Raw genomic sequence first — 22832 nt, 5'->3', positions numbered from 1 at the left:
ATTCGATCAATCAGGAGGCGTGTTATGAGAACCCTGCGAGACAAACTCTCCCATCTCTCCTTTCTGCAGGCCTGCAAGCTGCTGGGGCCCCGGGGCCGGGAGCTGATCATGGAAGGCGGCAAATTCGAGATCGACCTGGATGAGCAGGTGACCCTGGATGATCGACACTTCCGCCTGAACGTAGATGAGGCCACGGTGATCATCGGCCTTAGCAACGACAAGCGACAGCGTTTCGACCTGGGCTGCAGCGTCTGCCGCGGCGCATGCGTGCATCAGGGGGCGGCCCTGTCCCTGGTTCTGGAGGAAAAACTCGCCCTGGGGTTGTCGGCGCCGCCACCTGAACGCGCTCCCATGGAAAACCTCAGCGAAGCGGACCTCATCGTCCAGGCCATTGCCGAGCGTCGCCGGCGGTCCGGTGAGGAAAAGCTGCGCCTCCAGTCCATGGATCCCAAGCAGCTGTGGACCGACTACGTCGTCACCAATCCGCTGTCCGGCAAAAGCTACCGCCTGGCCCTGCGCGGCTGGCAACCGGGTGAATCGTATTGCGCCTGCCCCGATTTTCGCAAAAACACCCTGGGTACCTGCAAGCATATCCTCTACGCCCTGGAGCGTGGCCGGGCCAAATTTTCCAAGGCAGTCCAAAACACACCGGCAGTCGTCGAAGAGATCGCCGTCTACCTGCGCTACGGAGAGGGCCTGGAACTTCGCCTGCTGCTGCCCGACGAGCTTGAAGAACCGATCCGCTCCGAACTGGCAGCACTGAAGGACAAAGCCATCCAGGATCCAAAGGATCTGTTGCAGCGCATTGGCCGGGTGGAACGCCTGGGTACGCCGGTGACGATCTATCCGGATGCCGAGGCTTACATTCAGCAGTTGCTGTTTCAAAGACGCATGGCGGCGGTGGTGGACGAGATCCGCAGGGATCCGGCGGCCCATCCCCTGCGAAATACCCTGCTCAAGACCGAACTGCGGCCCTATCAACTGGACGGCATCGCCTTTGCGGCCGGAGCCGGACGGGCCGTTCTGGCCGATGACATGGGTCTGGGAAAAACCATTCAGGGGATCGGTGTGGCCGAGCTGCTCTCGCGCCATTTTGCGGTGGCCAAGGTGCTGATCATTTGCCCGACCTCCCTCAAATCCCAGTGGCGCAGCGAAATCAGACGCTTCAGCGATCGCAGCGTCCGCCTGGTGTTGGGCAGCCACAAGGAGCGGGCGGCCCAGTATGCAAACGACCAGTTTTTTACCGTCTGCAATTACGAACAGGTGCTGCGCGATATCCTGGCCATCGAACGCGTGGCCTGGGACCTGATCATCCTCGATGAAGGCCAGCGCATCAAGAACTGGGAAGCCAAAACCAGCCGGATCGTCAAGGCCCTTAAATCCACCTTTGCCCTGGTGCTGACCGGCACGCCCCTGGAGAACCGGCTCGAAGAACTCTTCTCCGTGGTTGAGTTTATCGACGACCGGCGCCTGGGCCCGGCATTCCGGTTTTTCAACCGCCACCGGGTGGTGGATGAAAAGGGTAAACTGCTGGGATATAAGCAGCTGGACCTACTCCGTGAGGCCTTGCGCCCGATTTTACTGCGCCGTACCCGCCGGCAGGTGCTGAATGAATTGCCGCCGCGCACCACCGAGGTGATCCGCATCGCCCCCACCGACGAACAGCTCGACATGCAAAAGGGCCATCGCAGCATCATTCAGACCATCATCAACAAGAAGTACCTGTCGGAAATGGACCTGCTGCGGCTGCAAAAGGCCCTGCTCATGTGCCGCATGTGCGCCGACAGCACCTTTCTGGTGGACAAGCAGGCCCCGGGATACTCCAGCAAACTGGAAGAACTGGGTGGTCTGCTGGATCAACTCGGGGCCGAAGCGGACCGCAAGATCATTCTGTTCTCAGAGTGGACCACCATGCTCAACCTGATCGTACCGCTTCTGGAAGCCCGCCGGATGAGTTATGTGCGCCTGGACGGCTCCGTGCCCCAGAAAAAACGCCAGGAGCTGATCCACCGCTTCCAGAACGATCCGGCCTGCATGCTTTTCCTCGCCACCAATGCCGGTGCCACGGGCCTGAACCTGCAGGCCGCCAATACCGTGATCAATGTGGATCTGCCCTGGAATCCGGCCGTATTGGAGCAGCGCATCGCCAGGGCCCATCGCATGGGTCAGAAACAGCCGGTGCAGGTCTTTTTGCTGGTCACCACCGACACCCTGGAGGAGAACCTGCTGGCCACCCTGTCGGCCAAGCATCAACTCGCCCTGGCGGTTCTGGATCCGGACGCGGACACCAGCCAGGTGGACATGAGCACGGGGATGGAGGAGCTCAAGCGCCGCATGGAGATCCTGCTGGGGGCCCGGCCCGAGGCGGCCGAGGATGAAAGCATGAAGGCCGAAGCCCACCAAACCGCGGCCGCCCTGGCCAGAAAGGCGAAGGTGGCGGCTGCCGGCGGTCAGCTGGTGGGGGCCGCATTTGCCTTTATTGGAGAAATGTTCGCGGATCAGGCCAACGGCGACGGCTTGGAAGAACTGGCCGGCGCGTTCAAAGCCAAGCTGGGTGATTGCATGGAGAGAACGGCGGATGGCCGGTTGAACATGACCATAACCCTTCCCGACGAAGCCTTCCTGGATAGCATGGCCCGCTCCCTGGCGAGCATGGTGGGGTTGGGGGCAAAATGACGGATTCCAAAATAAAGATATCTGCGTTACGCGTCAGCCTTCGTCACTGAGGCGTACCAGAAGTACGGCTTTCTGCGTCACCAGCTATAGCCGTATGCCTATGGATTCTTAAGCCTTGAATCATTTGATGATTCTCCGGTCTCAGCCGTGCCGGTCAACCCGCAGAGTTTCGTATTAAACCAGATAATACAGGCGGTCCGGTGTTTGCAAAACAGTTTCGGATCCCGGCACCGGGCGCACTGCTCACAAAAATGAATCTGATATTTCATGCACACCAGGCCGGCTGATTCATCCGCATGATTCACACAGGTTGCCATTGTTTCTGTTTCCATCGTTTCTATTATGATATAAAGATCCATGTCATGAAAGAGTTTTTCAACGTTGAAACCATCGAAGGGGTTCTGGCCCACGTTTCGTCATTTATACCGGTGGGCATGGAGACCGTCCCGCTGGCTGAGTGCCTGGATCGGGTGCTGGCCGAGGATATCTATTCCGATGTGGACATTCCCGATTTCAACCGGTCCACCATGGACGGGTTTGCCGTGAAAGCATCCTCCACCTTCGGCGCATCGGAGGCCAACCCCGCCTATCTGAACATACGCGGGCTGATCAGGATGGGCGTCCGGCCCGGCTTTTCCATCGGCCCCGGGGAGGCGGCCAGGATCGCCACCGGCGGCATGCTGCCCGACGGTGCGGACAGCGTCATCATGGTGGAACATACCGATGAGCTGGACGACACCACCATCGAAGCTTATCGCAGTGTGGCCCCGGGCCAGCACGTCATCGAAAAAGGCGAAGACATCCAACATACCCGGCCGGCGCTGACAAGAAACACACGAATCCGTCCCCAGGAGGCCGGACTGCTGGCCGCCTGCGGACAAACGGAGATCGCCGTTTTCAGACGCCCCCGGGTGGGCATCATCTCCACCGGCGACGAAGTGGTGCCGGTGGATCGGGTGCCCGGTGAAGGACAGATCCGGGACATCAACACCCAGACCCTGTCCGGCCAGGTGCTGGCGGTCGGCGCCGTGCCGATGGTCTTCGGCATCGTCAGGGACGACCGTGACGACCTCATGGACAAGTGCCGGCGCGCCCTGGAACAAACCGACATGGTCTTGATTTCCGGCGGCAGTTCGGTGGGAGCCAGGGATTTCACCGTGGAGGTGCTCAACGCCCTGTCCGATACCGAAATTCTGGTTCACGGCATCTCCATCAGCCCCGGCAAGCCTACCATCCTGGCCCGCTCAGGCGGCAAGGCCTTCTGGGGGCTTCCCGGCCACGCCGTATCCGCCATGGTGGTCTTTTCCGTGGTGGTCCGTCCTTTTCTGGACCGCCTGTGCGGACTATCGGAAACCACCCGACGATTCCCGCTTCAGGCCGTCCTGAGCCGCAACCTAGCCTCGGCCCAGGGGCGGGTGGATTATGTCCGCGTGCGTCTGAATGCCGCCGAGGGCCACATCACGGCCGAACCGATCCTGGGCAAATCAGGTCTGATCAACACCATGGTCAAGGCCGACGGCCTCATCGCCATCGGCATGAATACGGAAGGGCTGGAAAAGGGGACAACGGTCGAGGTGATACCTTTATGAACGAATAGGTTAATTGTGAAGCATTAATCGTCATGCTGATGTATTCCATCGATTCGAGGAAACAAAATGGCAGACCGACTCAACGCCTTTCCTTAACACTTCCGGTTTGATACAAACCCATCGCTCAACACTTAAAATAGAATCAACCATACATGGAGCTGCTCCTGTGAATCCCAAACGCAACATATACCTGAGGATGAAGCCCCTGGAGGAAGCCCGGCAGATCCTCTTCGACCATTTTCCCGGCATCGGCACCATGACCGCCCAAACCGTGTCGCCCCCCGATGCGGTGAACCGGGTACTGGCCGAACCGGTAACGGCAGCCGTGTCGTCTCCGAACTTCCACGCCGCCGCCATGGACGGCATCGCCGTGAAGGCGGAAGAGACCTTCGGCGCCAGCGAAACCCGACCCAAAGAGCTGGCCGTGGGAACCCAGGCCCGCTTTCTCAACACCGGCCACGTCATGCCCGAGGGCACCGATGCGGTGATCATGATCGAGAACATCCAGACCGTGGGCGAGGATCGCATCCGCATCGAGGCGCCTGCCTTTCCCTGGCAGCATGTGCGCAAAATGGGAGAAGACATCGTGGCCACCGAGTTGCTTTACCCCCGCGGCCATACGGTAACCCCATACTGCGTCGGCGCCCTGATCTCGGGCGGCATCTATCAGGTACCGGTGAGAAGAAAACCGCGCGTTTTGATCATCCCCACCGGCTCCGAGCTGGTGGACTGGCGCACCACCGCCCCCGAAGACCTGAAACCGGGGCAGGTGCTGGAGACCAACGCCTACGTGCTGGAAAAAATAATCGAGGCCAGCGGCGGCGAGGCGGTGAGGCACGACCGGGTCCTGGACGACCTGGATCTGATCCGGCAAACGGTGGCCGACGCCGTGGCCGGTGAGGTGGACATGGTCATGACCATCGGCGGATCGTCAGCCGGTTCCGAGGACTACGCCCTGCCCGTCCTCCAGGATCTGGGACATCTCCTGGTCCACGGGGTGACCATCATGCCCGGCAAGCCGGTGATCCTGGGCGATATACGAAGCAAACCCTTTTTCGGCATCCCCGGCTACCCGGTGTCCGCCATCATCGCCTGCGAACAGTTCGTCCAGCCCCTGATCAAGCGCATGCTGGGCGTTGCCGACCACCCGCGCCAGACCGTTGCCGTGGTACCCACCCGCAAGATCGCCTCCAAACTGGGGGTGGAAGAGTTCCTGCGAGTCAAACTGGGACAGGTGGGCGATCGCATCGTCGCCACCCCGTTGCCCCGGGGAGCCGGCATGATCACCAGCATCACCGAGGCCGACGGCATTGTCCGCATCCCCCGCCAGTCGGAAGGAATCAAGGACAGCGACCCGGTCGTTGCCGAACTGCTCAAGCCGCTGCCCGCCATCCGCAACACCATCGTCATCGTGGGCAGCCACGACAACACCCTGGACGTCCTGGCCGATCAGCTGCGTGCCGGCGACGCGGCCTTGACCCTCTCTTCCAGCCACGTGGGCTCTATGGGTGGACTCATGGCCGTCAAACGAGGCGTTTGCCACCTGGCCGGCGCCCACCTGCTGGATACGGAAACCGGTGAATACAACCATTCCTATGTAAAACGCTATCTGCCTGACGTACCCGTCCGCCTGGTGAACCTGGTGATGCGCGACCAGGGCCTTATCATCCCCAAAGGCAATCCCAAAGGCATCACGGGCATCGAAGACCTGGGGCGCGACGACGTCGTCTTCATGAACCGCCAGGGCGGTTCGGGCACACGGATCCTGCTCGACTACCGGCTGGGGCAGATCGGTCTCTCACCGGAGCGTATCAGGGGCTATGCCAGTGAAGAGTTCACCCACATGAATGTGGCCGTGGCGGTGCTGAGCGGATCGGCGGATGCCGGATTGGGGATATATGCCGCGGCGAAGGCGTTAGGTCTGGATTTTATCCCCGTGGTCACCGAGCAGTACGATTTGATCATTCCCCAGGCCCATTTTGAGTCCGGCAACATCCAGATCCTGCTGGAGACCATCAATAGCGATGTGTTCCAAAGTCGGGTGGAAGCGTTGGGCGGGTACAGCACGACGAAAACCGGCCGCATCTTGTAGATAACGGTTTGTTTTTCATTGGATGTTGACTGGTGGTCGTTCGATGTTCAAGGGTTATCTGTTAATCAGTATAACGCTTCAGGGGGTCAACCCACCCTCACAAAGAGCGCGTTCAACTATGCGACATTTTTACACCATCTTGGACCACACCGCGGATATGAGAATACGTGTCAGCGGCACTGATCAGGCCGATCTGTTTAAAAAAGCCGGCCTGGCCCTCTTTGATCTGATCACCAAACCGGAGCGGTTGAAACCAAGAGAGATAATCGAGGTGGCCGTCACCGGCGACGATCCGGCGGATCTCATGGTCAACTACCTGCGAGAGCTGCTCTACCTGTGGACTGGCAATGAAAAATTGGTTAAACGCATCGAGATTGTTCACATCTCAAATACTGCCGTCTGCGCCCGTGTATCCACCGACCGCTATCAGCCCGATCGTCATGAGATTCTTCACGAAATCAAGGCTGTCACCTACCACCAGATCGATGTGAGTCATACGACCGACGACTGGGAAGCAACGGTATTGTTTGATGTCTAAATGGCCATTTAGAAATGGTAGCTTGTGGTTCAGGGCAAGGCCACAGCGTTTTCGAAACCGCAGGCGTAGCAGCGCTGCGTCGAGGATTGCGAGAACGCTGGCCTGGGCTGCAAGATGCCATTTTCGGATGGTCACTGGCGGGAGGTTGATATGGAACTGAAACGAATCAGCCCCTTCTGTTTTGAAATCCCCAAATCCGGATCCATGAATGTGCCGGGTCGGATCTTCATGAGCGACCGCATGGCCTCAGCGTTGCGCGAAGAGGAAGCCCTGAAGCAGGTAGCCAACGTGGCCACGTTGCCGGGCATTCTCATAGCCGCCATGGCCATGCCCGACATGCACTGGGGCTATGGGTTCCCAATCGGCGGCGTGGCCGCCTTCGACTGGAATAACGGGGTCATCTCTCCAGGCGGGGTGGGCTATGACATCAACTGCGGCGTGCGCCTGGCCGCCACCGGTCTCGAGGAAAAAGAGGTCCGTCCTGTTTTGGAGCAGCTGGTCAACGCCCTGTTCCAGAACATCCCGTCCGGCGTGGGCTCAACCGGGTCGGTCAAGCTGTCGTCCAAAGAGGAGATCAAGGTGCTGCGGGAAGGCGGCCGCTGGGCTGTCCGCCATGGATTCGGAGAGCCGCTGGACGTGGAGCGCACCGAAGACGGCGGCTGCATGACCGAAGCCGACCCCTCCGTGGTCAGCGACCGGGCCCTGGAGCGCGGGGTCAAGCAGTTGGGTACGCTGGGCAGCGGCAATCATTTTCTGGAAGTGGGCGTGGTGGATGAAATTTTCGATGCGCCAGCAGCCCGGACCTTCGGCCTTTTCCGGAACCAGGTCACCGTTCTGCTGCACTCGGGTTCCCGCGGGCTGGGATATCAGGTCTGCGACGATTCGCTGGCCTTCATGGCCAAACACGTCAAGACATTAGGCATTTTGCTGCCGGATCGCCAGCTGGCCTGTGCCATGATCCAATCCGACGCCGGCCGGCACTATTTGGCCGCAATGGCCTGTGCGGCCAATTACGCCTGGGCCAACCGTCAGATCCTTTTGCACCGTGCCAGGGAAACCTTCCAGCAGGTGCTGGGCATCGGTCCGCGCGACCTGGCCATGCACCAGGTGTACGACATCTGCCACAACATCGCCAAGCGGGAGGAGCACACGGTGGATGGAAAACAGCGGACCGTGTGCGTGCACCGCAAAGGGGCCACCCGGGCCTTTCCCCCTGGCCACCCGGCGGTCTGCGCGGCCTACCGGCAGACCGGTCAGCCGATCCTGATCCCCGGAGACATGGGCACCGCCTCCTATGTAATGGCCGGCACCCAGACCGCCATGGATGAGAGCTTCGGATCCACCTGCCACGGGGCTGGACGAGTGCTCAGCCGCACGGCAGCTAAAAAGCAAAGCAAAGGTCGTTCAATCAATCGTGAACTGGCGGACAAAGGCATCCTGGTCAGGTGGACCGGCCGCAGCACCCTGGCCGAAGAGATGCCCGACGCCTATAAGGATATCGATCAGGTGGTGGATGCGGTTCAGGGCGCAGGCCTGTCCAGGAAGGTAGCCCGGATTAAGCCGATGTGCGTCATCAAGGGTTGACGGCACCGTCCGAAAATCGACTTTTTACCAGTTCATCAAGGGTCAAGGTGCACAAGAATCAGGGATGGGGCCGGCAGTCCCAGGGTTCAGGTCGGACCGGTCAAAAAGGAGCGCAAATCGGCTTGGGAAAATCGAGTTGGGTCCATCTCACCGGGATCGTCATATTGCTGCTCACCTGCAGTACTGGCGCCGCCATGGGCGATCGTTCCGTATCCCCAACCGGTGCCGAAGACAAAAGGGCGGCGATGACGGTCGGTCAGGCGATGATCCTTGGCGTGGTCGAAGGTCTGACCGAATATCTGCCGGTCAGTTCGACCGGACATCTGCTTCTGGCGCAGCGACTGATGGGCATTGGTGATTCCCAATCAACCTCGGCAGCGGAAAGACAGCGCACCAGAAATGCAGCCGATGCATACACCATCTGCATTCAGGCAGGCGCCATCATTGCCGTACTGGGGCTTTATTTCAGGCGCGTCAAACAGATGCTGCGGGGGGTGACCGGCAAGGACCCGGACGGATCCCGGTTGCTGGCCAATGTGGCGGCCGGATTCTTTCCCGCAGCCATCATCGGGCTGCTGCTGAACCGGGTTATCAAGGCCTACCTCTTCGGGCTCTGGCCGGTGGTAGCCGCCTGGTTCGTGGGTGGGGCGGCCATCCTGGTGGTCAGTCGGCGCAACCGGAAGAATCGCGGCCAGGCCCATGCGGGCCTATCCCTTGAAGATCTGACCTGGCGCATGGCCCTGGTGATTGGTTTTGCACAGTGCATCGCCATGTGGCCGGGGGTGAGCCGCAGCCTGGTGACCATTGTGGGCGGGTTGATGATTGGGCTGTCGCTGTCGGCTGCCGTGGAGTATAGCTTTTTACTGGGCGTAGTTACCCTGGGTGCGGCCACGGCTTATGACGCCCTCAAACAGGGCCAGGTAATGCTTCAGACCTTCGACGCCGCTCCCCTTGCCATCGGTCTGCTGTTTGCCTTTGTCTCGGCAGTGGTGTCGGTCCGATGGATGGTCTCCTATCTGAACCGACACGGTCTGGCTGTTTTTGGCTACTACCGGGTGGTGTTGGCCCTGGTGACCTCCGTGTGGATCGTTGCCGGGACGATGTAACCGACACAGTCTCCGACTTGGACGAAATTGACCCGACGCTGTGGTGCGAGAAGCATATAACCCGGTTTGAAGCGCATGATGACCCCTGGAATCCACCTGTCTGACGGGGTATTGGCCCGACTCACCAGAGGCCCAAGAAAAAACAGGAATTTTTTTCATAATAGCGGGCAACCGATAGGAAAAAAATGCAACAGTTCCCCTTTCCCGGAGATTCCCGACCCATCGGGCTTTTAATTCAAGGGAACGATTCGCTGCTGATCTTGGGCTTTATCATCACACCTGCCCACAGCGGTCAGCGTCAAGCATGCTGCCGTCCAAAGGGATTCGGCCATTATTTGCCGGCGGCGTCCTTGGACTTTGGGTAATCCACTGAAAAGATCACCCATCGATAAAAAAACAACAGTCCAGATAAGTTCGGCATAATTATTGTATAGACAGTATTTGCCAATTAACGATAGACGGGTGCTTGCTTTGGTATTGGAATAAAACTGAAACTGAAATGCAGAGGCCAGTCCGGACAATATGAAAATGACCCAGACCATTCACCCATCGTATGCCGATAAGGAGACGCTGGATCACGGTGGGGATACCTGGTTGTCCGGAGAAGAGGTCCTTCAGCAAACCGGCATTTCCAAAAATGATCTGGTTCGGTTCATTCAACTGGGGGTATTGCCCAAATCAATGATGCGGGTTTCACCAGTCGGCCGTGACGGCTCCCGAAAAAAGAGTTATTTTTCGCGTTCGGCGCTGGGCCACGTAGCTATGCTGAAGCTGCTCCGCGATGAAGGCCATTCCGTGGAAACCATTGCCATGGAGCTGCGCGAAGCTGGCGATGCTTCCCAGTTGCCCCGCAACCCGTCATTGACCGAACTGTATCCCGAAGCGCCGGCAGCCGACAAGGAGCCGGAGGAATCCACATCCCCACATTACCACCTGTCCGCCGACACCATCCCGGCCTCCACATTTTTTGTCAATCATGACCTTCGCATCGACTGGATCAAGGTGGACCTGAGTGATCGCCTGTCCCAGGCAATCAGCGATGAGAGAGCCAATGATCCATCCGGAACCGTTTTCGACATTATGCTGCGGGCCTCTTTGAGAGAACTGGTTTTCAATTGGCAGCCGCTGTTCTCTTTTACCTATCGTTTCTTAAGGCAAGTCACCGCAGAAGAGACGTTCAACCGGCTGGCGCCAACAATCTCAATGAGTCAGGCAGAACCGGACCAGGCAAACGAATCCGACGCCGGTGGGGATCCTGCAGGTCCGATCGACAGCTGTGCCATAAACCTTGACGATGACGACGGCCGGACGCAGAACATGCGCATTTACGGCATCGCCCTGGCGGAAGGGACCCTCTTTTTTCTGAGCAAGGAGCGCGGGCAGAATGCCCATGCCGGCAGCACGGCCACCCAACCCGACGGCACCCCCCGGGCGGATGCCCAGGCCGCCTCCGGAAAAACACCTTTCAGTGTAATCTCGGCCCGACTGGATGATTCCCGCAGCATCGTCGACACCCTGCTGCCGGAGACCTATTTTCAGCTCATGACACGGATTTGGGATGAAAGTGACCGTGTGCTGGCATCCTACGGTGGGCATCGCGCCAAGCGCAGTGGAACCGAAGTGCAGTATATCATTCCCCGACACGCGGGTACAGATCCGGCCTATGATGCCATCTGCTGTGCCGTTGAACTCAAAGAAAAAATGCGTGAGATTGAAAAATCGCTGAAGTCTGAAGGCGGCTGGTTTGCCGATCTTCGTCTGAACATCGGCATCAGCAGCGGCAGGGACCACCTTCAACAGGAAGACCTAACCGCCAGCATGGCCTTCATGCTCCCCGGCGGCGCAGCGGACCAGGCCTTTCATCTTTCCGCCATCGCCCATGGGGGGGCCATTTGGATCACCAAATCGGCATTCAGCCATCTCACTGCGCAGCAGATGAAACGCATCACCTTCGGCATCTATCGCGAGGACCGGCTGATCCCCAATATCTTCGCGCAGGTATCGGATCTTCCGCATGCGCCCGACACACCTCCCCTGGGAAGGGGAATCCGGTCGCTTTCGGTCACGCGCATCATCGCCATGCAATCCGACCGCATCTGACAAGATCGCCAAAAAACCAACCCGGACCCAATGACACGAAATTAGAACCTGTGACGTCTGACATGGCGATATTGCCGGGCCTGCCTGGCGCCCCGGCTATTCAAGATCCAGGTACGCCAGTATCCCTTTGCCGTAGCGGGTGGAAAAGGCCCGGTCCACCTTCTGCGTGGGGTTGGCGCCCAGAAACTTGAGCAGGTTGTCCAGCTGCACTTTGCGCTTGCCGGCGTCGGCAACGTCCTGCAGTGCGGCAATGTGCTCCTCGACCTCAAAATATTTCAGCTTGTCATCCAGCGGCAGCTGCCAGAAGAGCAGAAATCCCCGTTCGGGAAAATCCACGCCCAGGATACCGTAGCAATAGGCCATGAACGCACGTTCCAGCTGTTCCTGGATCTGGACAATCTGCTGCTTGGCCCCATCAATGGCCGACGGGTCGAAGGGCCGGCCGAGAACTTCAATGTAGATCTTGAATTTGGGTTCGGTGCCCGACGGCCGCACCGTAATGCGGATGCTGCGGGTTGCAGGCAGGTTGTCCAGTTTGAGGATCAGCACGTTGCGTGATGAGGTGTCGGTGCGGGACAGATGCGGCTGGGGATCTCCTTTCCAGCGGTCGATCTTTTCGGCTACGGTGAACGCACCCACCGACGGGACCTGATTTTGCCGTAAATGGTCCATGATCGTTTTGATCCGGCCAATGCCCTTGGCTCCCAGCAGCCGGATTTCGGTGAGGTAGTTGTGACAGTACCCGTACTTGGCGTAGACAGCGTTGAGGTAGCCCACCAGGGTGCGGCCCTCGGACTTGAGCTGCGAAGTGAGTTCCGCCAGCCAGACGGCGGCGCCGGCGGCATCCTTGTCACGGGCATAGTTGCCCATGAGAAAACCGTGGCTCTCCTCGGTGCCCAGGATGAAATCCGCCTGCCGGCCCTCCGCCTCCAGCCGGTTCATGCGATCTCCGATGTATTTGAATCCCACCAGCAGGTCGCCGATGCACTCAATGCCGTTTTCGACGGCGATGGTGTCGATGAGCGAGGAGGTGACCTCAGTCTTGATGATCACGTTATGCTTGGTCAACCGTCCCTTTTTGCGGTACTGGCCGATAGCATACTCGGACAGGACGATGCCGATCTCGTTGCCATTCAGAAATTTCCACTCGCCATTGTGCCGCACCATGATGCCGATGCGGTCGGCGTCCGGGTCGGTGCTCATGATCACGTCGGCGCCGATGGCGTCTGCGTTGGGCAGGGCGGCGTCGAAGGACTGAATCACCTCCGGGTTGGGGATGTTGAAGGTGACGTTCTCGAAAGCACCGCTCAGGTTGGCGGTGGCCGGGTCCAGGTGGATGTCGAAGCCCATCCCTTTGAGAATTGGGTAGACGGAGGTCAGACCGGTGCCGTGCAGCGGGCTGTATAGAATTTTCACGCCTCTGGCATCACTGAGCATAAGCGCGGCCACCGCCTCCTGGTAGGCGTCGTCCACCGCCTTGCCGATCATGGCCAAAAGTCCTTTTTGGCCGGCGGCATCAAGATCCATGGTCGTTATGGCGGCAACATTGTTGGTCACCTCGTCAACCAGGTCCTGGTCATGGGGCGGAATAAGCTGGCCGCCGTACTGATCGTACACTTTTTTGCCATTGTCCGTGGGGAGATTATGACTGGCGGAAAACATGCACCCGGAGATGGCGCCGAGATGGCGGATGGCGAACGAGAGCTCCGGGGTGCTGCGGGTGCTATCGAACAGATGGACCTTTAGGCCGTTGGCCGTATACACCTGGGCCGCCGCTTCGGCCAGCTGCCGGCACGTCAGGTCCTTCACCGGATTAGGCCGCTGGGAATCGTACATCCCCGTATCGGTGAATTGACGCACATCGTAGGCCAGCACCACCCCCCGCTGCCTGGCCGAGTCGCCGTGGGCCTTGATCAGGTATTGGCTGTGGCCCTGGGCCGAGGCCTGGATGGTCCAGGGGTTGATGCGGTTGGGGCCCACGCCAACCAACCCCCGTCGGCCACCGGTGCCGAAGGGGATCACCTGATAGAAAGAATCCAGTAGAAATTCCCATCGCCCGCAACCGATGAGATGATCGATCTGGGGTACGTAGTCGGCAAACATGCTGTCCGTGAGCCACCTCTCAAGATGGACGCGTGCATCGGTTTTAAAATTTTCGGGCAGGTCAAGGGTATCGAATCCATTTTTTGCTTTTTCAAGCAAGGTCTGATAATTGTGCATACCGTTATCCTCAAATTGTCGGAGTGGTTGAATCGATCATAGGATTTCTAGGCGATGCAAGGGTGCTCTTCATCCTTGGCAACGGCAATTATTTCATTTTTTTCCCGTATTGACAACGTATTTAAAGGGTCTTTCAACGCTAGTGAACGCCAGCGATCGTAAAATTTTCGGCACCCTTTTCTTCTCCATTTTTGCGGCTGTCACCGGCGTGGGCATCGTGGTGCCCTTGCTGCCGGTCTACGCCCACGACCTGGGCGCCAGCGGTATTTACATCGGCATGATCTTCGGTGCATTCTCATTGTCCCGGACCTTCTTTTTGCCATTTTTCGGCTACCGATCGGACAGACAAGGCAGAAAACCCTTCATTGTCGCCGGTCTTTTGGGATATGCAATCATTTCCATAGCCTTCGTCTTTTCAACCGGCGTACCCACCCTAATCGGCATCCGGTTCATCCAGGGAATCGCCTCTGCCATGATCATGCCCGTCGTTCAGGCATATGTGGGCGACATCACCCCTTTGGGCCGGGAGGGCTGGGTCATGGGGCTGTTCAACATGTCCATGTTCATCGGGCTGAGCGCCGGTCCGCTTATCGGCGGGGTGATCAAGGACCGGTTCAGCCTCCAGGGAGCCTTTTTCTCTATGGGTTTCCTGTCCCTGGTCGGTTTTCTTCTCAGCCTGGCCTACCTGCCCCCCACTGCCGAAGAATCAGTGGTGCAAAAAAAACGCCCGGCCGTAGGCTGGAAAATCATCCTGGCCGATCGTGTGATTACGGGGCTGTGCATTTATCGGTTGGCCTATACGGCCTGTATCGGCATCATCTGGGGATTTCTCCCCGTTTTTGCGGATACCGAATTTTCCGTTTCAGCTTCCGGGACCGGCATCCTGGTGATGCTGGGCGTTTTAGTAAGTGGTATCATTCAAGTACCCATGGGATGGTTGGCGGACCGGATCAACCGGAAATTCATGATTGTTCTGGGCGGCTTCATCGTAACGGTTGCCGTCTACGCTTTTGTGTACGCGCAGGGTTTTCGGGATCTGTTCTGGTGCTCGGTGGGTTTTGGTATCGGTGGAGGCATCGCCATGCCCGCCCTGACCGCGGCGGCGGTGACCCAGGGCGGTCGAATGGGCGCCATGGGCTCGACCATGGCGCTGCTCACCGCGGCTCACAGTTTAGGCATGCTCATGGGATCGGTGCTGGCCGGAGTCATCATGGACCTGTTTGCGCTCCGGCAGGCCTTTCTCCTCGGCGCCGCGTTCATGGCGCTGGGAACCATCCTGTTCAGCGCCTGCATCGGATCTGAAAGCCTGAATCAGGCCAAAGGGCCATCGACACGCCCCCCCATTCCGGAGGGTTGACATGCGTGTTCGTATTTCTCCCGGCGGCAGCTTGCGCATCCCGGTTGAGGAACAACCAGAACCTCACGCTCCAGCTCTATGCCGAACCGGTCATAAACATCCCCTTTGACCTGTTCGGACAATTCAAGAATTTCCCGTCCCGTGGCACCGCCAAGATTCACCAGCACCAGCGCCTGCCGGTCATGGACGGCCGCCCTGCCCGCACGTTTACCCTTCCAGCCGCCGCGCTCGATCAACCAGCCTGCGGGCAGCTTGAATTGATCTTCCCCCTGGGGGAAATAAGGCAGATCAGGAAATCGCCTGCGCAGGCTGTTGAGGGTGTTGCCGTCAATTACCGGGTTTTTGAAAAAACTGCCCGCATTGCCGACGCGGGCGGGGTCCGGCAGTTTGTTTTGCCGGATGGAAATGATGGCCTGGCGAATGGTCTCCAGGCCGATGGCTCCCAGCGCTTCCACAGCCGCTTTGACACCGGGATAGTCGAGGACGAACTCGGGCTGCCGGCTGAGTCTGAAAACCACCGCCGTGATGATGAACCGATTGGCCCAGAGGCCCTTGAAATGGCTGGAACGGTAGCCGAAGCCGCAATCCAAAGGCGAAAAGATCACTTTTTCCCGACTCTCCATCGAAATGGCTTCGACGCTGTCGATGACGTCCTTGACCTCAACCCCGTAAGCGCCGATGTTCTGTACCGCACTGGCGCCGACGCTGCCGGGGATGAGAGAAAGGTTTTCAATGCCACCGCAGCGGCTGGCAACGGCAAACGCCACCAGGTCATCCCAGTTCTCGCCGGCCATGGCTCTGATCCAAATGTGCCGTCGGTCCGCTTCAGCCACACGGATCCCCTTCAACAGCGGATGCAGAACGATGCCGGCGATGTCATTTACGAACAGCAGGTTGCTGCCGCCGCCGAGAACAAGGTGACGTTGTTCGCCAAAGGGGTTCCGACTGAGGAATTCAGCGATCTCGTTCTCCGCATCGAAGCGAACATAGCATTCGGCAGCCGCTTCGACGTGGAACGTGTTAAAGGCCTTCAGCGGAAAATCGGTTTTCAGTTCCATAGTGATTGCAGATGCACGCGTTCAGGATCTCAAAAACAACCCGGGTCGGGGAAAAGCAGCCGGCCGGCTTCTGAAATCAACCGACGATATTGGCTCATCCTGCCTCACGATTCCCTGTTCAATGCGGCCAACGGTTGCAATACTGATCCGGTGCGGGCAGGCAGGTATAGAGACAGCCGCCTGCCCCATGGATTGTTTGCCTCCACCAGCGTGTGGTGGACCTGGCCCGGCGCGATGCGGCCGTGGCCGCCAAAGTCTGTGGCATCCGTATCCAGCATCAGCCGATAGGATCCGCCCGGTGCCGGAATGCCGTAACCGGGAAAGGATTGGGTCGGATGGAAGTTGAAAACGTAAATCCATCCGGCGCGGGCGAAGGCGAGGATCTTGTCATGGTGATGGTCCCATAACAGGGAAGGGTCCCCTCCGGCAAGCAGGTTGAAACCGTCGAACAAGGCGATCATCTGCCGGTCGAACCGGGCAAGCAGCCGGTATTTGAGGTTGGGATCATCCGCCAGATGCCACTGCCGCCGGGCATACCGGAAGCTCCAATGGTTGCCCTCCCGGGGAAAGTCGATCCAGTCGGGATGGCCGAACTCGTTACCCATGAAATTCAGGTAGCCGCTGCCAGCCGTGGCCAGGGTGACCAGCCGGATCATCTTGTGCAGGGCCATGGCCCGGTCCACACCCAGATGCGGGTCATCGGCCAACATGTGGTCGTACATGGCGGCGTCAGCCATGCGGAACATCAAGGTCTTGTCTCCCACCAGCGCCTGATCATGGGATTCCGTATAGCTGATGGTCTGCTCCTCCCGTCGTCGATTGGTCAACTCGTGCCACAAGTGCCCCATGGACCAGTCTTCGTCGGGCGTGTCCTTGACCATCCGGATCCAGTAATCGGGAACGCCCATGGCAAAGCGGAAGTCGAAACCCACCCCCCCCCCGGCCACGGGCAGCGCCAATCCCGGCATGCCGCTGATGTCCTCGGCTACGGTCATGGCATCGGGACGGATGCGGTGAATCAACTCATTGGCCAGGGCCAGGTAGGCCAGGGCATCTTCATCCACCGTGTCGTTGAAATAATCGTCGTATCCGGAAAAGGCCCGTTCCAGTCCATGGTGGGTATAGAGCATGCTGGTGATGCCGTCAAATCGGTACCCGTCCACGTGAAAGGCATCCAGCCAGTAGCGGCAATTGGAAAGCAGAAAATGGATCACCTGGGGTTTGCCGTAGTCAAAGCAGCGGCTGTCCCAGGCGTAGTGGTGACCCCGCCGGCCCTTGTGGAAATACTGGTATTCCGTACCGTCGAAAAGCCCCAGGCCTTCAACGGTGTTGGAGACCGAGTGGGAATGCACCAGATCCATGATCACGGCAATGTTCTGGGCGTGGGCCGAGTCGATCAGGTCCATGAGATCTTCCGGCGGACCGAAGCGCGAAGACGGGGCGAAAAAGCTGGAGACATGATAGCCGAAAGAGCCGTAATAAGGATGTTCCTGCACGGCCATCAGTTGAATCGTATTGTAACCGGCGGCAACAATCCGCGGCAGGATGTTGGCCGTAAACTCCCGCCAGGTGCCAACCTTCTCGTCTTCCTGGGCCATGCCGACATGCACCTCGTAAATCAGCGGCGGTCGGTCGGGCCGCTTGAAATCGTCATGCCGCCAATGGTAAGGCGAGTCGGGCGCCCAAACCTGGGCATTGAAGATCATCGTATCAGGGTCCTGCACCACCCGGCGGGCGTAGGCAGGGATACGGTCTCCCCTTCCGCCGTCCCAGTGAATCCGCAGGCGAAAAAAATCTCCATGGTGCAACACATCAGGGGATAGGTGGATTTCCCAATCGCCTTCATTGCTCAACCGGGTCAGGGCAAATGACCGGTCTTCGTTCCATCCGGAAAAATCCCCTACAAGATAGACTGCTGTGGCGTTGGGTGCCCATTCCCTGAACACCCATCCGTCCGTGGTCTTGTGAAGACCGAAGTACTCATGACCCGACGCCAGGTCCATCAGGTCCATGCGGCCTTGGGTAATCCGCTCGCGCATGCCCTGAATGTGTCCAAGCCGACGGACCAGGTCTGCGCGATGGCCTTCAAGGTAAGGGTCGGCATTGATCAGACGATCGACAAGCGTGTGGATAGCAATCATGGAGTTAAGCTTTTCAGGGGTTTGAAAGACAGGCTGAAGAGGCGCATGACCCTACCTTTATTCCTGAACACCTTCAACCTGAAAGGCCGACGGCCTTGCACATTAATTGATAAGTGGTCTTTCCAACATCTTCTCGTATAGATTGATATACTGCCTGGCCGTGTTGGCATGGTTGAACGATGCCGCGCTCTGCTGCATAATTCGTTCAATCTGCCTGCGTTTCAGCGCTTTCGGCATCTTGAAAAATTCCATGGCCTGGGTCACGGCCCAGTAGAGGCCCCCGGCATCGTAGTTTTTAAACAGGAAACCGTTGCCGATGCCCCGTTTCACATCGAGGTGAATGATGGTGTCGTGGATGCCGCCGGTGTCATGGGCCACCGGAAGCGCCCCGTAGATGGGGGCAATCATCTGGGGCAGACCGCAGGGTTCGAACAGGGAGGGCATCAGAATGAAGTCGGCCGCCGCATAGGCCAGGTGCTCCAGACTTTCGTTGAAATCACACACAGCCACCCGCCGCTGAAATCCGTGGTGGTTGACGATGTCCCGAAAGGTCTGCTGGTAATCCCCGTTGGCCACGAACACCACCTGCAGATTCATATTCCAGTAATTGGAAATGATGCCGTAAAAGGCTTCGGCCAGCAGCTGGCAGCCTTTCTGGATCGGGTCCAGCCGCGACGGCCAGAAGAACACAGGGGCATGGTCGTCACGGATCAACCCCAGCGTCTCTTGCAGGTAGCGTTTGTTCTCCAGTTTGCCGGCCGAATGATCACCGGCAGTGTAGTTGATGTGAATATCCTTGTCTGTCTGCGGGTTGAAGGCCGGATCCGGAGCATTGAGAATTCCCGCTCCGCAATCGGCATAAAACTTATTGGTCAGTTCCTGTCGCAACCGCCATTCCACGAAGGCGTGGCGGCCCTCGACGATCTCTTCCAGAAACCGTGGGCTGACCGTGTTGACAAAGTGGGCGGCAAAAACCCCGCTGGCGAGAAAATCCACCGGATTGGTTTCCCAGGCCTCCTCGTAGCTGGACGAGAATTTCTCATAAAAAAGATGCTGCCAAAAATAGGCCGCATCGATGCCGCGATCTTCAATATGGGCCAGGGTGGCTTTGACCGTATGAATATTGTGGATGGTGAACAGACAGGGAATCCCCATCTGCCGGGCCATGGCCGGGATAAGCCCCGTCATCCAGTCGTTGCAATGGATCAGATCCGGGCGTACCCGGGGTACGATGTTGTTGATCACTTCGCGCTGAAAGGCCAGAGAGAGTTTGGTGTTTTCACCGCCGTAGTCCGAATAGACGCGGTTCAGGTAGAAAAAAGCCCTGTCCTCGGCCAGGTGCACCCGGTCGTCGGGCATGACATTGCGGATCGTCCACTGTTCCCGTTCGAGAAACGGTGCCAGGCGCCCATGGAAGATGGACCGGTAATCCGGCAGAGCCACGTGGACGTCGGCCCCCTCGTTAAACAACGCACTGATCAGAGCAGCAGACACATCGGCCAGGCCGCCGGCCTTGGCCGTAAGGTATCGGGAAAAATTGCCCATTCGCTGAGGCAGATAGGTCACTTCCGGAGTTACGATAAGCACCCGGGGGTTGCGCTTTGCCGAGGGCATCGGTACCTCCTTTCTCAATCGTATATGGCGTCGGGGTTTCGGTATGAGCAAATGACGCATTTTTCAGGACAGACCCTCAGGCCCAGGTCAACAGCTCCGGCCGGAAACGGATCCACGCATCGGCATTGGCGGTAACCCTTACCGTAAACCCGTAGCGGCCGGAATCGGTGCAGGGCAGTTCGCAGCTGTAGAGATATTCGCCCGCCGCGCGCTCCTCCTTGACCTTCATCTTCTTCACCAGCGGCGCATCGATGCGGTCCAGATGGCGCATTTTACCGTAATACAGCTCCACGTTCAACTCCTCCGGGAGAAGCTCACCGGTCTGAACCTCCGTACTCACTTCAAAGGACTGGTTTACCCGGAAGGGTCCCTGCGCGCTGCGAACAGGCTGGGCCACTTTAATCTGCTTCCATTTGTCCAGAAACCGGCGATGCTGGTCGCTGAGCCGGCGTGCCTGGACGCCCCCATCGGCCACCAGCTCTTCAAATTGGCGGCTGGCTGCCAGGTAGAAACGCTCTTCGTATTCCGATATCATGCGCAGGCTGCAGAACTGGGACATGGCCATCTGCATGGAGGCTTTCATCATCTTCAGCCACGCCCTGGGCGTGCCGCCGGCGGTGCGGTCGTAATAGAGCGGTGCGACTTCGTTTTCAATAATGTTGTACAGGGCCTGGCTTTCCACGGCATCCTGATAGTTGTGATCCTGATATTCCTCCCCGTTGCCGATGCGCCAACCCCGCTCCGGACTGTACCCCTCACACCACCAGCCATCCAGGATACTCACGTTGAGCACCCCGTTGAGGGCCGCCTTCATGCCCGAGGTGCCGCAGGCCTCCATGGGCCGTCGAGGGGTATTGAGCCATACGTCGGCACCCTGCACCAGATGACGTGCGATATGCAGGTCATAATCCTCGAGAAAGACAAATCGGTGACGCAGGTTGGTGCGTTTGCCGAAATCCACCAGGCTGCGGATGATCCCCTTGCCCTCGTTGTCTTTGGGGTGGGCCTTGCCGGAAAAGACAAACTGGACGGGACGATCCTTGGCGTTGATGATCGCCTCCAGCCGCTCGGGGTCCTGGAAAAGCAGGTGGGCGCGCTTGTATGTGGCAAAGCGCCGGGCAAAGGCGATGGTCAGCGTGTCCTGGTCCAGCACCGACTCCACGGCCTTCATGACGGTCAGCGGAGAGTTGCGGCGCCCGTACTGCCGGTACATCAGTTCCCTGACGGTTCGAATCAGCCGCGACCGGCACATCTCGTGGGCCTGCCACAGCTCTTCGTCGAATATATCGTCGATGCGGCTGGCATTTTCCGGAATGGTGGAGCCCATGTTCCATTGGGGCCCCAGATGCCGATCGAACAGCAGCTTGATTTCCGGTGCCAGAACGGTGGGAATGTGAACCCCGTTGGTAATATGGGTAATGGGCGTCTCATCTTCAGAGCGGGTAGGCCAGATGTGGGACCACATGTGACGGGCCACCTGGCCGTGGAGCTTGCTCACCCCGTTGATATGCTGGGCGGTGCGCAGTCCCAGGATGAACATGGAAAAGGGAGACTCTGCTGCCGCCCCATCCGGCTGCCCCAGGGCTATGAGTTGATCGGCATCCATGCCGAAAGGCGCCTCGAAAGGCTTCAGGTAAGGTTTGACCATGGCGGGTGGGAATTCATCGTGTCCGGCAGCCACCGGGGTGTGGGTGGTGAACACCGTGGTGCGCGGCACGATTTCCCGGGCCATATCCAGGCGGATGGCGTAGCGTTCCATGATCTGCCGGAGCCGCTCTATGCCCACGAAGGCACAGTGCCCTTCGTTCATGTGGCAGACGGTGGGCTGGATGCCCAGGGCATCCAGCGCGCGCATGCCCCCGATTCCCAGCAGCACCTCCTGAGCCAAACGGGTGTACTGCTCACCGGAGTAAAGCCGTGCGGTGACGTCACGAATCTCCCTGGAATTATCCGGCAGATTGGTGTCCAGCAGAATCAAAGGGACCCGGCCGATGCGGATCTTCCAGACCTGGGCAAGCATTTCTCCGCCAATGCCCGCCACCCTGATAACCAGGTCCTTGCCGTGCTTGTCTTTCTGTTTGGACAAGGGCAGGTGGTAAAGATCGGTTTCAGGATAGGTTTCCTGTTGCCATCCGTCCTTGTCCAGGAGCTGGCGGAAGTATCCTTCCCGGTAAAGCAGCCCCACCCCCACCAGGGGCATTTTCAGCCCCGAGGCAGCCTTGAGGTGATCTCCGGCCAGGATGCCCAGCCCCCCGGCAAACAGGGGCAGGGTTTCATGGATCCCGAATTCCATGGAAAAATAGGCCACGGACTCACCCTGATCCCATGGGCTGTCGCCGTTGGACTGATTCAGGACCCGATTCTGATAGCGCTCACGCACTTTCTCAAGGTGAGCCAGGTAGCTGTCATCATGGGCCAGCTCCTCAAACCGCTCCTGGGGGATCCGGGTGGCGAATACAATGGGATTTCTGCCCGAAGCCTCCCACAGCCTCGGGTTAATGCGCCGGAACAGCTCAACGGCATTTTGATTCCAGCTCCACCACAGATTGCGCGACAGCGTCTCAAGAAAAGAGAGGGATTCCGGGATATCCGGAAAGACCTGGAATGTTTGAATTAACCTCATGATATCGCTCCTCAATGAATTCGATGGCCCACGTGGCCATCTCGCCGTTACCGGCGGAACACCAGTTCAGTTCCTGTTCGATTGTACGGTTTTCGTTCAGCCGGTGCAGTGCCTGCGGAAAGACGCATCCATTG

General features: G+C 58.7%; 13 protein-coding genes. 8 read left to right on the top strand and 5 right to left on the bottom strand.

Going from position 1 to position 22832, the window contains the following annotated elements; translation table 11 throughout:
* The first annotated feature begins 24 nt into the window (after positions 1–24).
* From R6V78_RS17080 to R6V78_RS17050, 7 genes are all read left to right on the top strand, one after another.
* Positions 25–2676: a DEAD/DEAH box helicase gene (locus tag R6V78_RS17080; RefSeq protein WP_410290585.1), complete on the top strand. Its 2652-nt coding sequence runs from the start codon at positions 25–27 to the stop codon at positions 2674–2676.
* Between the two features lie 362 nt (positions 2677–3038).
* Positions 3039–4265 carry a gephyrin-like molybdotransferase Glp gene (gene glp, locus R6V78_RS17075; RefSeq protein WP_410290584.1) on the top strand — a complete coding sequence of 409 codons (1227 nt, stop codon included), beginning with the start codon at positions 3039–3041 and terminating at the stop codon, positions 4263–4265.
* Between the two features lie 166 nt (positions 4266–4431).
* Entirely contained in the window at positions 4432–6357 is a 1926-nt protein-coding gene (locus R6V78_RS17070) for a molybdopterin biosynthesis protein (RefSeq protein WP_410290583.1), read from the top strand.
* A 22-nt stretch (positions 6358–6379) separates the two neighbouring features.
* The gene (locus R6V78_RS17065) at positions 6380–6895 is read left to right on the top strand and encodes an archease (RefSeq protein ID WP_410290582.1); all 516 of its coding nucleotides are present in this window, start codon (positions 6380–6382) and stop codon (positions 6893–6895) included.
* Positions 6896–7045: 150 nt separating this feature from the next.
* Complete coding sequence (locus R6V78_RS17060) at positions 7046–8479, top strand: RtcB family protein (protein ID WP_410290581.1); 1434 nt, start codon at positions 7046–7048, stop codon at positions 8477–8479.
* 122 nt (positions 8480–8601) lie between these two features.
* Positions 8602–9585, top strand: a complete 984-nt coding sequence (locus tag R6V78_RS17055) for an undecaprenyl-diphosphate phosphatase (protein ID WP_410290580.1) — start codon at positions 8602–8604, stop codon at positions 9583–9585.
* A 528-nt stretch (positions 9586–10113) separates the two neighbouring features.
* Complete coding sequence (locus tag R6V78_RS17050; RefSeq protein ID WP_410290579.1) at positions 10114–11685, top strand: hypothetical protein; 1572 nt, start codon at positions 10114–10116, stop codon at positions 11683–11685.
* Positions 11686–11781: 96 nt separating this feature from the next.
* Here the strand turns inward: R6V78_RS17050 and R6V78_RS17045 are convergent, their stop codons facing one another.
* Entirely contained in the window at positions 11782–13905 is a 2124-nt protein-coding gene (locus tag R6V78_RS17045; protein WP_410290578.1) for a phospho-sugar mutase, read from the bottom strand.
* A gap of 142 nt (positions 13906–14047) precedes the next feature.
* Between R6V78_RS17045 and R6V78_RS17040 the strand changes: the two genes are divergently transcribed.
* Positions 14048–15262 (top strand): MFS transporter, encoded by a 1215-nt coding sequence (locus tag R6V78_RS17040; RefSeq protein ID WP_410290577.1) that lies wholly within the window; start codon positions 14048–14050, stop codon positions 15260–15262.
* Here the strand turns inward: R6V78_RS17040 and murB are convergent.
* From murB to glgP, 4 genes are all read right to left on the bottom strand, one after another.
* Entirely contained in the window at positions 15217–16320 is a 1104-nt protein-coding gene (gene murB, locus R6V78_RS17035) for a UDP-N-acetylmuramate dehydrogenase (protein ID WP_410290576.1), read from the bottom strand. The two genes, R6V78_RS17040 and murB, sit on opposite strands and share 46 nt — an antisense overlap.
* 104 nt (positions 16321–16424) lie before the next feature.
* Positions 16425–18461 carry an alpha amylase C-terminal domain-containing protein gene (locus R6V78_RS17030; protein WP_410290575.1) on the bottom strand — a complete coding sequence of 679 codons (2037 nt, stop codon included), beginning with the start codon at positions 18459–18461 and terminating at the stop codon, positions 16425–16427.
* A gap of 102 nt (positions 18462–18563) precedes the next feature.
* Positions 18564–20075, bottom strand: coding sequence for a glycogen synthase (locus tag R6V78_RS17025; protein WP_410290574.1), 1512 nt, complete (start codon positions 20073–20075; stop codon positions 18564–18566).
* A 76-nt stretch (positions 20076–20151) separates the two neighbouring features.
* Entirely contained in the window at positions 20152–22698 is a 2547-nt protein-coding gene (gene glgP / locus R6V78_RS17020; RefSeq protein WP_410290573.1) for an alpha-glucan family phosphorylase, read from the bottom strand.
* Between the last annotated feature and the right edge of the window lie 134 nt (positions 22699–22832).

This window comes from Desulfosarcina sp. (assembly GCF_046496365.1).
GTDB lineage: Bacteria > Desulfobacterota > Desulfobacteria > Desulfobacterales > Desulfosarcinaceae > Desulfosarcina.
This window is presented reverse-complemented; position numbering and strand designations above follow the sequence as displayed.

Excerpts from the sequence above, each read along its gene's own strand:
- R6V78_RS17080 (WP_410290585.1), top strand. The coding sequence starts at position 25 with ATGAGAACCCTGCGAGACAAACTCTCCCATCTCTCCTTTCTGCAGGCC.
- glp (WP_410290584.1), top strand. The coding sequence starts at position 3,039 with ATGAAAGAGTTTTTCAACGTTGAAACCATCGAAGGGGTTCTGGCCCAC.
- R6V78_RS17065 (WP_410290582.1), top strand. The coding sequence starts at position 6,380 with ATGTTGACTGGTGGTCGTTCGATGTTCAAGGGTTATCTGTTAATCAGT.
- R6V78_RS17060 (WP_410290581.1), top strand. The coding sequence starts at position 7,046 with ATGGAACTGAAACGAATCAGCCCCTTCTGTTTTGAAATCCCCAAATCC.
- R6V78_RS17050 (WP_410290579.1), top strand. The coding sequence starts at position 10,114 with ATGACCCAGACCATTCACCCATCGTATGCCGATAAGGAGACGCTGGAT.
- R6V78_RS17045 (WP_410290578.1), bottom strand. The coding sequence starts at position 13,905 with ATGCACAATTATCAGACCTTGCTTGAAAAAGCAAAAAATGGATTCGAT.
- murB (WP_410290576.1), bottom strand. The coding sequence starts at position 16,320 with ATGGAACTGAAAACCGATTTTCCGCTGAAGGCCTTTAACACGTTCCAC.
- R6V78_RS17030 (WP_410290575.1), bottom strand. The coding sequence starts at position 18,461 with ATGATTGCTATCCACACGCTTGTCGATCGTCTGATCAATGCCGACCCT.
- R6V78_RS17025 (WP_410290574.1), bottom strand. The coding sequence starts at position 20,075 with ATGCCCTCGGCAAAGCGCAACCCCCGGGTGCTTATCGTAACTCCGGAA.
- glgP (WP_410290573.1), bottom strand. The coding sequence starts at position 22,698 with ATGAGGTTAATTCAAACATTCCAGGTCTTTCCGGATATCCCGGAATCC.